This window comes from Apilactobacillus micheneri, from assembly GCF_002993975.1.
GTDB classification, from domain to species: Bacteria; Bacillota; Bacilli; order Lactobacillales; family Lactobacillaceae; genus Apilactobacillus; species Apilactobacillus micheneri.
In genome coordinates this window covers 264,857-280,725 of sequence record NZ_POSO01000001.1, presented here as the reverse complement: position 1 = coordinate 280,725, position 15,869 = coordinate 264,857, and the positions used below count along the sequence as shown (strand labels likewise).

The window sequence follows — 15,869 nt, the reverse complement described above, 5'->3', positions numbered from 1 at the left end:
GAAAGGAAAACACAATGGATAATAATTTCAAGCCTTTATTTCCCAAAGCCTTAGATTTAGATCAATTAATATTTAAAATAGGTGAAGTTAGTAAGATATTGAATGTCTCTGCTCGCCAACTAAGATATTGGGAACAAAGGGGATACATTCAATCTATGCGTAGTAATTCTTATTCATCACGTGTTTTTGATATGAAAAATTTCATGTGCGCTAATCTAATGAAGTATTATTTAGATAAGGGTTTCACTCTAGCTGTTGCTCATGAATCGGCTAAAAAGAATCTAGACAACATGAAGTTTATAAGAAAATTTATGACACACTCGTTTCAAGGAATCGAAAATATTAATAATCATCCTGCTGTTAATTTGGGATATTTTGATAAAGAAAAGAAAACATTACTATATGGATTTATTGATGAAGAAAATAATATTAGTTATAAAGTATTAAAAAATGACTAATTTTGAGGAGAAATATTTAAATGAAGACTTTTAAATGGATTTTTGGAATAATAGTTGTTTTAATTATTGGCTTTTTTGGTTTTAAAGGTGCTAAAGCTGTTTACAATAATATGGAACAAAACCAAGTTGCTAAAGATAATCAAAATCAAATTATAGAAACACAAAAAAAAGAAGCTGAAGCCAAGCATAAATTTGCTGTAAGTATTGCTGAGCCTTCAATTAAGGTCTATAAACAAAACCATCAAGTATTGCCAAGTATTGTGGTTGCCCAAGCAATTCAAGAATCTAATTGGGGAACTTCTGAATTGTATAAGAAAGCTAATAATATTTTTGGTATTAAGGGCAAGTACAAAGGTCAATCTATCAGATACTATACTGATGAATATGTAAGTAATGACACACCTACCAAAAAGGGCGAAAAAGTTGTTCGTGAAGGTTCACAAAAGAAAGTGTCAGTTCCTGCAACCTTTAGAAAATATCCAAGTATTACCGAAGCTGTTGAAAACCATGATCGTGTAATTGCACTTAACTTTATTAAACAAAAGAATATTACTAGTTATGTTGATCAAGCCAATATGTTACAAAAGAATAATTATGCGACAGATCCTACTTATGCAAAATCGTTAATCAAATTAATTCGTCAATATAATCTAGAAAAATATGACAATGAGGCAATAAACAATTAAGACATTTTATGTCATTTTTTAATTAATTTAATATATAATATAGTTATATTATATAAGTAAAGGAGACCTTAGTTGTTATCGATATTAGGTAAATTATATGGCCCATTTTTTGATGGGAGTAATTGGATTAATGTCCTTACATCTGAAGATGCATGGATTGTTATTCTTTCATTAGTTTTAATTGAATGTTTATTATCAGTTGATAATGCAGTTGTATTAGCTGCCCAAACACAAGTTTTACCAGATAAAAAAGAGCAAGAAGAATCTCTATTTTATGGTATCTGGGGATCTTATATTTTCCGTTTTATAATTATTGGGTTAGGTACGTTCCTAATTCACTTGTGGGAAATTAAAATTTTAGGTGGTTTATATTTATTTTATTTAGCTTATAAACATTTCTTTGGTCGTGAAAAATCAAAGAAGAATTTTTCTAATAAAGCTAAGCCTGGTAGTCGAAAACAGTTTTGGATGACAGTTGCACAAATTGAGTTTATGGATGTTGTTTTTTCTGTAGATTCAGTATTAGCGGCACTTGCTATTTCACCAAATCCAGTTGTTGTATTAATTGGTGGTCTAATTGGCATTTTATGTATGCGAGGAATTGCTGAAGTTATTATGATTGTTATGAAGAAAATTCCTGAGCTTAAATCAATGGCATACTTCTTAATTGCAATCATTGCATTGAAATTGGTTCTTTCAATTCCAGCAATTGATATTGAAATTCCACCTGTATACTTTGGGTTAATTGTGCTACTTACTTTTGCAGTTACAATTATTATTCATTTTGTTCGTCGTAAGATAAGAAAATAGGAGCGATATATATTTCAACCGAAATTACTAGAAATAATATTAAACAAGAAACTGATAATAAAATAACCGTTATTGATTTTTGGGCTCCTTGGTGTGGTCCATGTAAGATAATGGATCCAGTTATGAATCAAATGGAAGAACAATTTGCTGATAACATTCACTTTGGAAAGATGAATGTTGATGGTAATGAAGATATTGCCAAGCAGTATAAAGTAATGAGTATGCCTAGCATTGTCTTGTTTAAAAATGGCAAAGCAGTTGAAAAAGTAACTGGAATTTACTCAGCTAAACAAATGGCGCATTACTTAAAGCGTAAATTAGCAGAGATTTAGTTTCTTATTGACTTTTAAAATATAAGATGCTAATATTTATTTAATCGAATATTAATAAAACAGTTATTCCAAATTTAAGTAACAATTTAACTGAGCGTCAGGAAGTCGACGGTTGCTGCGAGTCGATCAGGTTAAATTTGATGAAATACGTTGGATAGTGTCTACCCAAGAACGGAGCTAGAACCGTTACTTTCTAGAGAGTGAGGAATCTTGTTATTATAGATTTCTAATTTGGGTGGTACCACGGTAAAATAAAAATTAATTCGTCCCTGTTGTTTTAAACAACAGGGACTTTTTTTATGGAAAGAAGAGGTATTGATTATGAATAAAAATAATTGTGGAGGTAATCCTCGATATATAAACGCTATTTAATTACATAATTTACTGAATAAAAAATAAGGGAGCGTTTATCATGGAAAATGAAAAACCAAAAGTTAGTGTTTTAGAAGGCATTATAGTTTTGTTAATTATGATTGTCATGATGTCATTTGGAGTCATCGGATTGGGTATTTCTCCTGAACTACCCATATTAGTAAGTATTTTGTTATTAGTATTTTGGGCAAAGTTCAGAGGATTTGCATGGGATGATATTGATGAAGGATTTGTTGTAGGAGTTAAAAATGGAATCGTTCCATTATTTATCTTCATTTTAATCGGAAGTTTAATTGCAGTATGGATTGCATCTGGCGTTATTCCTAGTTTAATGGTCTTTGGATTTCACTTAATTAATGTTAATTGGTTTTTACCATCAATTTTTCTAGTTTGTGCTTTAGTCGGAACTGCAATTGGGAGTGCCTTTACAGTAATTTCTACATTAGGAATTGCCTTTATGGGAATTGGAATTACCATGGGGATGAATCCAGCAATGATTGCAGGGGCTGTTATTTCTGGAGCTGTTTTTGGAGATAAATCTTCACCATTATCTGCAACTGTTAATTTAGCTTCTGCAGTTGCCGGAGCAGATTTAATTGATCATATTAAAAATTTAATGTGGTCTACAATTCCAGCAATGGTTGGTTCATTTATTATTTTTGTATTTTTGAATCATAGTAGCGGATCAGCTAATTTAGGGAACGTTAGCAAAACTGTTGCAACTTTAAATACCCATTTCAACATTACATTTTGGGCTGTGATTCCAATTGCATTACTTCTAATTTGTGCATGGAATCATATTCCAACTATTCCAACATTATTTATTAATATCGTAGTTTCTTCAATTTTACTTTTCATTGAACATCCACATTTCGGGATTATTAAATTGAATGATTTAATTTTGAATGGTTTTGTATCTAAAACAGGTAATAAATCAGTTGATGTTTTACTTTCACGTGGTGGAATTAGTTCAATGATGGGAACAATAGCATTGATTATGATTGCTTTAGCCTTCGGTGGTTTATTAATGCACCTTGGCATTATTGATGCAGTAATTACTCCTTTGGCTAAACATTTGAATACTGATGCTAAATTAATTGTTAGTGTAATCTTTACAGCCATCGGTGTTAATATCTTCGTTGGTGAACAATTCTTATCAGAAATTTTACCAGCCAATGCATTTAAAGGAGTCTTTAAAAAAGCAGGTTTAGCTCCTGTCGCATTAAGTAGGGCATTAGAAGATGGTGGAACAGTAATTAATTACTTAGTACCATGGGGGGTTGCCGGTGCATTTATTTCAGCAACTTTAAACGTGCCAGCAAGTCATTTTGCTCCATTTGTCTTTTTAAGTATTCTTTCACCAGTTTTCTCAATTTTAAGTGCGGTTACTGGAATCAAAATTAAACATATTAAAACAACAAAATAATGAAAAAGGGATAGTTAATTTTTAACTATCCYTTTTAAGTTGCATTTTATTATATATGCAACCTAATATTTAAGATATGTTTATATACCTATAATATATTGATAAAAAATTAAACCTTGTTAAATCAACTCTTTATAAATTATTTAAATATATATATTACAATTACATTAATATTATTTCTGTATGTCTATATTTGTAATTTTATGGAAACCTGCTTGTAATGTTTAACCTATAAAATATTTTTTTGTTGCTCAATTACGGGCAAAAAATTCGCAATTATATATTTTTTTATAGGAGTGTTTAAATCATTACAGAAAGAAACCGTTACTTTTTTTACCTTTTTATCGCGATGCTAGCAATAGTATCAATTTCTATTTATCGTAAATCTACAAATAATATTGCTGATGCCAATACTAATTCTGTAGTTACTGTCAAATCTGGTGATACTTTAGAAAATCTATCAGATAAATATAATGTATTTATTTCTATGTTAAAAAGTACCAATGGTAAATATGACAATAGTCAATTACTACCTGGAGATCATTTATTACTTTTAAATGGGAATAATAAAAATTCTTACTCAAAAGAGAAGAAAGATGTTGTTGATAAACAACAAAAGTCTAAAGATCAAGACTTGGATGCAAAAGAAAATGCTGAAAATCAATGGAACCAAGCAAATGCTGATGCAAAGGCCTGGATTTCTTTTCATGAATCGACTGATTCATATACAGCACAAAATGGTCAATACTATGGTAGATATCAGTTAGATAGAAACTATTTGGGTGGTAATTATTCACCAGAAAATCAAGAGCAGGTGGCTAACCAATATGTATCAGATCGATATGGATCTTGGATTAATGCTAAAGCTCATTGGGTTTCTAATAATTGGTATTAATGAAAAACATGTAGAATTTCTACATGTTTTTTTATATAAAATTTTATTTGTAAAACTATCATTCCTATTGTCACAGGCATAATTAATATTATAGTTTCATAAAGTTACATTACAAAAACATTGTTACAAATAATCTATATTTTTTAACGGTTTTGCAACTGTTATGTAAAAAAACAATTGTACGATGTTGTCAGTTGATTGACGAAGGTTAAGAAACAACAATTGAAAACAAAATATATTTAAGATTTCTTACAGGAGTGATTTTATTTTTAAACCAAACAATATCAAATCAATTTTATTTGCAACTGTTGCCGCTGCCGGATTATTCATTGCAGGTGGCACTGCCGCTAATGCGGATCAAAACACAAATTCTAATTCACAACAAACACAAACAGTAACTGTTAAATCTGGTGATTCATTATGGAGCTTATCTCAAAATCATAATGTTTCATTAGATGCTTTGAAGCAAGCTAATCAAAATGTTTCCAATGATACTATTTATGTTGGAGAAAAATTAGTATTACCAAGTACTGCTCAATCAGCAAGTGCTAGTGATAATGTGCAAGTACAACCACAACAAGCACAATCTTCACAACAAACTACTAACCAGACTCAATCAACTAATAGTTCTACTAATTCTTCTAGCAGTTCTAATTCTGCTAAAGATTGGATTGCATCTCACGAATCAAGTGGTTCATATGGAGCATCAAATGGACAATATTATGGTAAATACCAAATATCCAAAGCTTCATTAAACGGGGACTATTCTGCAGCTAACCAAGAAAGAACAGCTGATCAATATGTTCAATCACGTTATGGTTCATGGGACAATGCTAAATCTTTCTGGCAACAAAATGGTTGGTATTAATTAGAAATGCCAATTAAAAAATGCATCGATTAATTTCGATGCATTTTTATATAATACTCTCTAAAATTATAAATTTTAATGACCCCAAAGGGGGCTATTTTCAAAAATCAACCCTTATTTATAAAAAAATTAATGAATATTATATTTTTTAATCTTATTTTGCTTAATTTTAAAATGTTGATCTAATAGCGTTTTGTTCAACTAGTATGTCTTTATATTACATAAGTAAGACATTATTACGAAAAAAGCTATTATTTTAATTTTCATGAGAAGTCTATGTAATGATTAGCATGTACTATATGAAACAGTTAATCAATAGCGATTAACACTTTGGAAAATTATCGAATTACAAGATATAGATTTTTATAGGAGTGAATTATTATTATTAAGTTAAACAATATTAAGTCAATGTTAGTCGTAACTGCAGCTGCTGCAGGTTTATTCATCGCAAGTGCTGGTTCTGCCAATGCTGATCAAACTACAAATACAAATGCAGACCAAACAAAAGTTACTGTTAAGTCTGGTGATACTCTATGGAGTTTAGCTCAACAAAATAATGTTTCATTAGATTCATTAGAACAAGCAAACAACAAAACATCTGATTTTATGATTTATGTTGGTGAACAATTAACATTACCAAGTAATGCTAGTGCAAATAATCAACAAACTACTCAATCACAATCAGTTCAAGCAAACTCAGCTCAAACTCAACCAGCTCAACAAACACAATCAACAACTACTCAAAATACATCTGCATCAACTGGTGATAACTCAGCTAAAGAATGGATTGCATCTCATGAATCAAGTGGTTCATACAATGCTTCAAACGGCCAATACTATGGTCGTTACCAACTAGATAAGAGTTATTTAAATGGTGACTATTCTGAAGCAAATCAAGAAAGAGTTGCTAACCAATATGTTCAATCACGTTATGGTTCATGGGAAAATGCTCAATCATTCTGGCAACAAAATGGTTGGTACTAAGATTTAATCTTAAGCATTAACTATAATTACTCATCTGATATAAAAAAGACATGGATTTTTTAATCCATGTCTTTTTTTGTAGCTTGTAAATATTAAGATTTGTGCTATTATTATAAATAACAAATACGAAAGACCTTTTAATAGCTGACCAGAGAGTCACCAAGGGTTATAAAATATGGGATATAAGTGGATACTTTTAGACCAACCTTGGGACTTTCTGAATTTTCAGAAAGTCTTTTTTATTTCAATTAAGTTACTCCAGAGAGGGTACATTGGATTTAAGTAACAATACCAGTCCATCTAAAGCACCTTACTCTGTGTAGTAAGGTGCTTTTTTTATAATTTTGGAAGGAGTTGCAATGACTTTAGATATGAATTTTTTAAATATTAATGAATTTTCAAATGATGAAATTAAAAAAATGATTTTATTAGCACATAAATTTAGAAATGGTAAGCAAATTAAATTTAAAAAACCAATATATGCAGCTAATTTATTTTTTGAAAATAGTACTAGAACCCATACCTCATTTGAAATGGCACAGCGTAAATTAGGAATACAAACTTTCAACATTAATCCGCAAACTAGTTCAATGAAGAAAGGTGAATCTTTATCAGACACTATTAAAACACTACAAGCAATTGGAATGGATTGCCTAGTGATTAGACATAAACTTACAGGATGGTATCAAGAATTATCTAAAGATCCTAATATCAACATTTCATTGGTCAATGCCGGTGATGGTAGTGGTCAACATCCTTCACAAAGTTTGTTAGATTTAGTAACTATTGACGATGAATTCCACAAATTTGCTGGATTGAGTATTGGAATTATTGGTGATTTAGTGCATTCAAGAGTTGCTAGATCAGATGCGGAAATTTTGCAAAGACTAGGTGCAAATATATATTTTGCTGGACCCAAAGCATGGTATCCAAAAGATTTTGATAAATTTGGCACCTATGTAACCATTGATGAAATTATCGATAAATTAGATGTTGTAATGATGTTAAGGGTGCAACTAGAAAGACTAAATCATGAATTGGTATCAAAATTTACCAATCAAAATTATTTTGAAGATTATGGATTGACTAAACAAAGGGCAGCAAAAATGAAAAATAAAGCTATTATTATGCATCCAGCACCAGTTAATCGGGATGTTGAAATTGCTTCGCAATTAGTTGAATCATCTAATTCAAGAATTTTTAGACAAATGAACAATGGCGTTTACGCAAGAATGGCAATTCTTATAACTGTATTGAATAAATACTTGGAGGACAAATAATGAAGCTATTAATTAAGCACACAATTTTAAATAATAATTTAGTCGACCTTTTAATTGAAAATGGAGTTATTACTTCAATTGCACCAGAAATTATGGAAGATGATGCTCAAATATTTGATGCCAAACATCATACGATTTTACCAGGATTGGTTGATGTGCATGTTCATTTTAGAGACCCCGGATTAACTTATAAAGAAACAATTGCAACTGGTAGTAAGGCAGCTGCACATGGTGGATTTACTAGTGTCCTTGCCATGCCCAATGTAAGGCCAGCAATTGATAATCCCGAAGTTTTAAAAGAACAGCTTGAAAGAAATAAAAAGAAGAGCTTGATCAATATTTATCAATTTGCTGCCATCTCGAGCAATTTAATTGCATATAAAACTTCTGATATTGAAAAGATGGCTAAATTAGGAGCAATTGGATTTACTAATGATGGACATGGCGTTCAAGATGCTGAAACAATGTATCAAGCGATGCTTCAAGCAAAATTAGTGAATAAACCAATTTCTGCCCATGTTGAAGATGATAGTTTAATCAACGGTGGTGTGATGAATGCAGGATCAGCTGCTGACAAATTATGTTTACCAGGAATGAATCCATTATCAGAAGCTAGTCAGTTAGCACGCGATTTGGTTTTAGCTAAAGCTTCTGGAGTTCACTACCATGTTGCTCATATTTCAACCAAAGAGTCAGTGGATTTACTAAGAATTGCTAAAAAAGAAGGAGTAAATGTAACTGCTGAAGTTTCACCTCATCATTTATTATTAGACGATGAAATGATTGAAATGGATAATCCAATGATGAAAATGAATCCACCACTGAGAACACCTACTGATCGAAAAGCATTAATTGGCGGCTTACTAGATGGAACCATTGATATGATAGCAACTGATCATGCTCCACATAGTGAAAAAGAGAAATCTGGTTCAATGTTAACTTCTGCATTCGGTATTGTTGGGTTAGAAACAGCTTTTAGTTTAATTTATACGAATTTTGTAAAAAGTGGATTAGTTGATATGCAAACCTTAATTAATTGGATGAGTAAAAATCCAGCACAAAAATTTAATATTAATGCTGGTGTAATAAAAGTAGGGTCACCAGCTGACTTAACCATTATGAACTTAGTACATCCGTATAAGATTGATGCTAAAAACTTTTTATCCAAAGGTAAAAATTCACCATTTATTGGTGAAAAAGTCTATGGAAAAACAATGGCAACTTTTGTAGCAGGCAAATTAGTTTATCAAAATGGGGGTAATTACTAATGAAACGTTACTTGGTATTGAAAAATGGATCTATTTATAAAGGGAATGGGTTTGGTTCTAAAAAAATGATTCATGGAGAGCTAGTTTTTTCTACGGGGATGACAGGTTATCAAGAAAGTATGACGGATGCTAGTTATGATGGTCAGATGTTGGTATTTACTTATCCATTGATTGGTAATTATGGTATTAATCAAGATGATATGGAAAGCTTACACCCAGCAGTAAATGCAATTATTGTGAAAGAATTGGCCCGTCTTACTGGTAATTGGCGAAGCAAGATGACATTGCAACAATATGCTGAAAGGGAAGATTTACCAGGAATTTCAGGAATTGATACTCGGGCGTTATCAAAAGAATTAAGATTGTATGGATCAATGGAAGCAATTATAGTAGATAGCTTAGACAAGAAAGTTATCAATGATGCCTTTAAAAGTCCATTAGCAAGTTCATCTGCTCAATTAGCATCTACTAATAGTATCTATCAAGCTCCCAATAGTGGATTACGAGTTGCGATGATAGATTTTGGCTTGAAAGATTCGATTTTAAGAGCCTTAGCTAAACGAAATGTCAACGTCATTGTTTTTCCTTCTGATACTAGCGCTGAAGAGATTATGAAAGTTGATCCTGACGGATTGTTGCTATCAAATGGTCCTGGAAATCCAGAAAGTATTGCATATGCTTTACCAACGATTAAATCATTAGAACAGCAATTACCAGTTTTAGGAATTTGTATGGGTCATCAGTTATTTGCTCTAGCCAACGGAGCCAAAACATACAAAATGAAATTTGGCCATCGTGGATTTAATCATGCTGTAAAAGATGAAAAGCAGATTAGGACTAACTTTACCTCGCAAAATCATGGTTATGCGGTTGATGAATCATCATTAAAAGGCACTGATTTAGAAGTGACACAAAGAGAAATTAATGATGGGACTGTTGAAGGACTAAAATTAAAACATCTTCCAGCATTTTCTGTTCAATATCATCCAGATGCTTCTCCAGGACCACACGATGCAGAATATGTATTTGATGAGTTTATTGATGCAATGAATGCAAATCAGAAAGTGGGGAATAAATAATGCCAAAACGTACAGATATTAAGAAAATTTTAGTGATTGGTTCAGGCCCAATTGTGATTGGACAAGCTGCTGAATTTGATTATTCTGGTTCACAGGCATGTCTATCATTAAAAGAAGAGGGTTATCAAGTAATCTTGATTAATTCTAATCCAGCTACAATTATGACTGATACCGAAATTGCCGATAAAGTTTTTATTGAACCAATAACCGTTGACTTTGTTAGCAAAATCATCCGCCAAGAATTACCAGATGCTATCCTACCAACATTGGGAGGGCAGACAGGTCTAAATATGGCTAAAGAATTGTCTGATTCGGGAATCTTAAAAGAATTTAATGTTGAACTGCTGGGTACTAAATTAGATTCAATTGAAGAGGCTGAAGATCGCGAAAGATTTAAAGAATTGATGCTTAAAATTTCAGAGCCGGTTCCAGAATCAAAGACGGTAAATAGTATGGATGAGGCAGTCAACTTTGCTAACAAAATTGGTTTTCCACTTGTAATTAGACCTGCTTATACTTTAGGCGGTACTGGTGGCGGTTTTGCATATGATTTAGATGAATTTAAAGAAATTGCTCATAATGGACTAAGATTATCACCGATCAATCAGATCTTAGTAGAACGTTCAATTATGGGATACAAAGAAATTGAAATGGAAGTTATGCGCGACCATAAAGATAACGCCATGATTGTTTGTTCAATGGAGAATGTAGACCCTGTTGGTATTCACACTGGTGATTCAATTGTGACTTCACCAGTTCAAACTCTATCTGATCGTGAATATGAAATGATGCGTGATGCCGCCTTGAAAATAATTCGGAATTTACATATTGAAGGTGGATGTAATGTTCAAATGGCAATAAGTGAAAATAGCATGCAATATTACATTATTGAAGTTAATCCTAGGGTATCTCGATCATCTGCGTTAGCTTCTAAGGCAACAGGTTATCCGATTGCCAAATTGGCCGCTAAGATTGCAGTTGGTTTAAATCTAGATGAGATTAAAAATCCAATTACTCAAACAACGTTAGCACAATTTGAACCAGCTCTAGATTATGTAGTCACTAAAATTCCACGTTGGCCATTTGATAAATTTACTAGTGCTGATAACCACCTAGGCACTCAGATGAAAGCCACCGGTGAAGTTATGGCCATTGGTAGAACTTTTGGAGAATCTATATTAAAAGCTATTCGATCACTAGAAATTGGTAAAACCTATTTCGATAATGAAGATTACAAAAAGATATCTACAAATGATTTAATAGCTAACTTAATGCCGGCTACTGATGATCGGATCTTTTCAATAGCAGAATTAATTCGTCGGAATATCAAAATTGAAAAGATATCCGAAATAACTAAAATTAATATTTTCTTCTTAGACAAAATTAAACATATTATTGAAATTGAAAATGAATTAAAGAACAATCATTCCATTGAACTATTAGAAACAGCCAAACAATATGGCTTTAATGATACCGAAATAGCTAAATTATGGCAGCAAAGTGAAAATGAAATTCGTGATTTAAGAAAACAAAATAACATTACTCCTGTTTATAAAATGGTTGATACTTCAGCGGGCGAATTCGAATCATACACTCCTTATTACTACTCAACTTATGAACAAGAAAATGAATCAATCAAAACCAATCAACCATCAGTATTAGTTTTAGGATCTGGACCCATTAGAATTGGTCAGGGAGTTGAGTTTGACTATGCAACTGTTCATGGAGTACAAACCATTCAGAAATTAGGATATGAAGCCATTATTATGAATTCTAATCCCGAGACTGTCTCGACTGATTTTTCGATTTCAGATAAATTATATTTTGAGCCATTAACTTTAGAGGATGTATTAAATGTAATAGATTTGGAAAAACCAGAAGGCGTCATTTTACAATTTGGTGGTCAAACAGCAATTAACTTAGCTGAAGCCTTGCATAAAAGAGGTGTAAAAATACTAGGGACTACCGTTGATGATATTAATCGTGCTGAAGATCGTCACCAATTTGATGAAGTTATTAAGCAATTAAATTTACCACAACCCGAGGGTGATACAGCCACTGACACAAAGGAAGCTGTAAAAATTGCTAATCGAATTGGTTATCCCGTTATGATTAGGCCATCGTATGTATTAGGTGGAAAAGCAATGGAAATTGTGAATAACGATGATGAGTTAAATCACTATATGCAAAATGCAGTGAAGGTTTCTAATGATCATCCAGTGCTAATTGACTCCTACTTACTAGGTTCAGAAGCAGAAGTTGATGTTATTTCTGACGGTGAAACAGTAGTTATTCCTGGAATCTTAGAACATGTTGAAAGAGCAGGAGTACATTCTGGAGATTCAATGGGTGTTTATCCACCACAACAAATGCATCAAAGTGTACAAAAACAAATTGAAGATGACTCGATTAAATTAGCGAAAGCTTTAAACACTAAAGGTTTAATGAATGTTCAATTTGTCATTAAAGATGGTAAAGCATATATCATTGAAGTTAATCCACGTGCTTCTAGAACAGTGCCTTTTATGTCTAAGGTGACGAAGATGCCAATGACTCAATTAGCAACTAAAGTGATGCTCAATCACAAACTTTCAGAAATGGGATATGAAACCGGTCTAGTTAAGAAGGCTAAAAGGATTAGCGTTAAATCACCAGTATTTAGTTTTTCTAAATTGCCATTGGTAGATAATACTTTAGGACCAGAAATGAAATCAACCGGTGAAGCGATGGGATCAGATAAGAGCTTTTCTAAAGCTTTATATAAATCATTTATTGCTTCAGGTATTCAAGTGCCAAATACGGGGACTATCTTATTTACGGTAGCTGATGAAGATAAAGCAACGGCTTTGAATTTAGCAAAACATTTTCGCCATTTAGGTTTTCAAATTGAGGCCACTAAAAATACTCAAGAATATTTTGCAAAAGGTGGCCTAAAAACTAAATGTGTTGGAAAAGTTGCTAACAAAGATGCGATTAATCCAGTAACTGAATTATATAATCATCACTTACAATTAGTTGTTAATACGATTGATAATTCGAATACTACATTTGATGATGAAGCTAAAATTAGAGGGGCTGCAATTGAAAGCTCAGTACCATTATTTACAGCCTTAGATACAGTAGCATCACTGTTGACAGTACTCGAAGCACAAGCATTTGACGTAACTGCGCTATAATAGGAGGAATTATTTATATGACTGTTGATTTATCATCTAAAATTCAAAATACTCAATTTAAAAATCTTTTCTTAAATGCATCTGGCATTCATTGTCAAAGTAAAAAAGAGCTAGAAGAATTAATGAATGATCATTATTCTGGTGGCTTAGTAACCAAGAGTGCAACACCAAACAGTCGCTTTGGTAATCCGTTACCTCGTTATCATTCACTACCAGCTGGATCAATTAATTCGATGGGTTTACCTAATGAAGGATTTCAATTTTATTTAGACTATGTAACTCATTCAAACATCCAAAAACCAACTATTTTATCAATAGCTGGGATGTCCAAAGAAGAAGATTTAGAACTATTACATCAAATTCAAGATTCCAAATATCAAGGATTAACCGAATTGAATCTTTCTTGCCCTAATGTAATTGGTAAACCACAAATGGCCTATGATTTTGCAAGTTCCAATCAAATGTTAAAAGAGATTTTTGCATTTTTCAAAAAGCCTTTAGGAATTAAATTGCCACCATACTTCGATTTAGTACATTTCGATAAAATTGCTAAAATATTAAACCAATATCCACTTAGTCATGTGAATACCATTAATTCTATTGGTAATGGTATGTGGGTTGATGTGGAAAAAGAAAGTGTAGTTTTGAAACCTAAATGTGGTTTTGGTGGTATTGGCGGTGCTATTGCGTTACCGACTGCATTGGCTAATGTTAGAGCTTTACGTCAACGTTTAAATGCTTCAATCAATATTATCGGAACTGGTGGTATTACCAGTGGTAAAGATGCTTTTGCGCACGTTCTTTGTGGTGCTAATATGGTTTCAATTGGGACGCAGTTATATGAAGAAGGGCTTGGAGCCTTTCAACGTATCAATAATGAATTAATTGAAATAATGAAAGCCAAAGGATATCATTCATTAGATGAGTTTAGGGGAAAATTAAAGGAATAATAAAAATAAAGCGTTGAGAATATTTCTCAACGCTTTATTTTTATAAATTTTTTTCATTGTATTAAAGACACTTATTTCCCCATCACTAGCATGTTTTTGATAAAACTCAATTAACATTTGAATTACTGATTGATCATAAGTCATACAATTAATATGTTTAACTATCTGTAAGTCTTTGTATGTTTCGTTTGTTATATTCATTTTTTCCATTTATATAATACAACCTTTTAATATGATTTATGTCTATTGGTAACCTAACCAAACTTAAAAATTATATCATATTATATTGATTATAAATAATAATATGCTTAACTAATCAATACTATCAACTAATACATAATTAACCTTTCTTAATGCCATTAGATCTTTACCACCAGCATATGAAATCGCTGATTGAAGATCTTCTTGCATTTCAGTAAGAGTATCGTTAATTTTGCCACGATATGGAATCAGTAATTGACGTCCTTCAACATTGTGACGAGCACCTTTTTGTTTAGCAGATGCAGATCCCCAATATTGTTTGAACTTTTTACCATCTTTTTCCACAATTTCACCAGGAGATTCTAAATGACCAGCAAACATAGAACCAATCATAATCATAGAAGCACCGAATTTAATGGATTTAGCTAAGTCGCCGTTAGTTCTAATTCCACCATCAGCAATCATTGGTTTAGTTGCAACTTTTGAACACCATTTAAGAGCAGATAATTGCCAACCACCAGTACCAAAACCAGTTTTGTATTTAGTGATACATGCTTTACCAGGTCCAATGCCAATTTTAGTTGCATCAGCACCAGCACGTTCAATTTCACGCACAGCATCGGGAGTACCTAAATTACCTACAATTAAAAATGTTTCGGGTAAGTTATCTTTAATATAGTGAATCATTTTGATAACGAAGTCAGAATGGCCATGAGCAACATCAATAGTGATATATTCAGGACTTTCTTTATCATCCTTTAATTCATCAATAAATTTATATTCAGAGTCTTTAATACCAACACTAATTGAAGCAAATAATTTTTTTCGATGCATGCTTTTTACAAAATCCAAACGTTCTGCTGGTTGAAAACGATGCATTACATAAAAATAATCATTGCTTGCTAACCAAGTAGCCAAATTTTCATCAATAACGGTTTGCATATTAGCAGGTACAACCGGCAATTTGAAAGTATGAGGACCAAATTTAATTGTTGTATCAGCTTCTTTACGGCTTTTAATGATGCATTTTTCTGGTAATAGTTGAACATTATTGTAATCAAAAGTTTGCATATCTTTTTACCTC

14 protein-coding genes are annotated in these 15,869 nt (G+C 32.0%); 13 read left to right on the top strand and 1 reads right to left on the bottom strand.

All coding sequences use genetic code 11. From position 1 onward, the window contains the following. The first annotated feature begins 14 nt into the window (after positions 1-14). The 13 genes from C7N41_RS01455 to C7N41_RS01395 all read left to right on the top strand — a co-directional run bounded on the left by C7N41_RS01455 (position 15) and on the right by C7N41_RS01395 (position 14,584). Entirely contained in the window at positions 15-458 is a 444-nt protein-coding gene (locus C7N41_RS01455) for a MerR family transcriptional regulator (protein WP_105963958.1), read from the top strand. A gap of 20 nt (positions 459-478) precedes the next feature. After that, the gene (locus C7N41_RS01450; protein ID WP_105963957.1) at positions 479-1,144 is read left to right on the top strand and encodes a glycoside hydrolase family 73 protein; all 666 of its coding nucleotides are present in this window, start codon (positions 479-481) and stop codon (positions 1,142-1,144) included. 72 nt (positions 1,145-1,216) lie between these two features. Then, on the top strand, positions 1,217-1,954 hold the full coding sequence (locus C7N41_RS01445; protein ID WP_105963956.1) for a TerC family protein: 738 nt from the start codon (positions 1,217-1,219) through the stop codon (positions 1,952-1,954). An 11-nt stretch (positions 1,955-1,965) separates the two neighbouring features. Continuing rightward, positions 1,966-2,286 carry a thioredoxin gene (gene trxA, locus C7N41_RS01440; protein WP_105963955.1) on the top strand — a complete coding sequence of 107 codons (321 nt, stop codon included), beginning with the start codon at positions 1,966-1,968 and terminating at the stop codon, positions 2,284-2,286. A gap of 412 nt (positions 2,287-2,698) precedes the next feature. Further along, positions 2,699-4,084: a Na+/H+ antiporter NhaC family protein gene (locus C7N41_RS01435; protein WP_105963954.1), complete on the top strand. Its 1,386-nt coding sequence runs from the start codon at positions 2,699-2,701 to the stop codon at positions 4,082-4,084. Between the two features lie 349 nt (positions 4,085-4,433). Continuing rightward, positions 4,434-4,979: an aggregation-promoting factor C-terminal-like domain-containing protein gene (locus tag C7N41_RS01430; protein ID WP_105963953.1), complete on the top strand. Its 546-nt coding sequence runs from the start codon at positions 4,434-4,436 to the stop codon at positions 4,977-4,979. A gap of 235 nt (positions 4,980-5,214) precedes the next feature. Beyond that, the gene (gene apf / locus C7N41_RS01425; protein ID WP_318530558.1) at positions 5,215-5,847 is read left to right on the top strand and encodes an aggregation-promoting factor; all 633 of its coding nucleotides are present in this window, start codon (positions 5,215-5,217) and stop codon (positions 5,845-5,847) included. A 408-nt stretch (positions 5,848-6,255) separates the two neighbouring features. Next, a complete protein-coding gene (apf, locus tag C7N41_RS01420) occupies positions 6,256-6,831 on the top strand; it encodes an aggregation-promoting factor (protein WP_105963951.1) in 576 nt (191 codons plus the stop codon). A 359-nt stretch (positions 6,832-7,190) separates the two neighbouring features. After that, positions 7,191-8,111: an aspartate carbamoyltransferase catalytic subunit gene (locus tag C7N41_RS01415; RefSeq protein WP_105963950.1), complete on the top strand. Its 921-nt coding sequence runs from the start codon at positions 7,191-7,193 to the stop codon at positions 8,109-8,111. Continuing rightward, on the top strand, positions 8,111-9,379 hold the full coding sequence (locus C7N41_RS01410; protein WP_105963949.1) for a dihydroorotase: 1,269 nt from the start codon (positions 8,111-8,113) through the stop codon (positions 9,377-9,379). Before C7N41_RS01415 ends, C7N41_RS01410 begins: the two co-directional genes overlap by 1 nt. Beyond that, the gene (locus C7N41_RS01405) at positions 9,379-10,458 is read left to right on the top strand and encodes a carbamoyl phosphate synthase small subunit (protein ID WP_105963948.1); all 1,080 of its coding nucleotides are present in this window, start codon (positions 9,379-9,381) and stop codon (positions 10,456-10,458) included. The genes C7N41_RS01410 and C7N41_RS01405 overlap by 1 nt, the downstream gene beginning before the upstream one ends. Beyond that, positions 10,458-13,634: a carbamoyl-phosphate synthase large subunit gene (gene carB / locus C7N41_RS01400; protein ID WP_105963947.1), complete on the top strand. Its 3,177-nt coding sequence runs from the start codon at positions 10,458-10,460 to the stop codon at positions 13,632-13,634. The genes C7N41_RS01405 and carB overlap by 1 nt, the downstream gene beginning before the upstream one ends. 17 nt (positions 13,635-13,651) lie before the next feature. Continuing rightward, complete coding sequence (locus C7N41_RS01395; protein WP_105963946.1) at positions 13,652-14,584, top strand: dihydroorotate oxidase; 933 nt, start codon at positions 13,652-13,654, stop codon at positions 14,582-14,584. 312 nt (positions 14,585-14,896) lie between these two features. On the opposite strand, the gene C7N41_RS01385 is transcribed toward C7N41_RS01395, so the two are convergent. Beyond that, entirely contained in the window at positions 14,897-15,856 is a 960-nt protein-coding gene (locus C7N41_RS01385; RefSeq protein WP_105963944.1) for a GMP reductase, read from the bottom strand. Between the last annotated feature and the right edge of the window lie 13 nt (positions 15,857-15,869).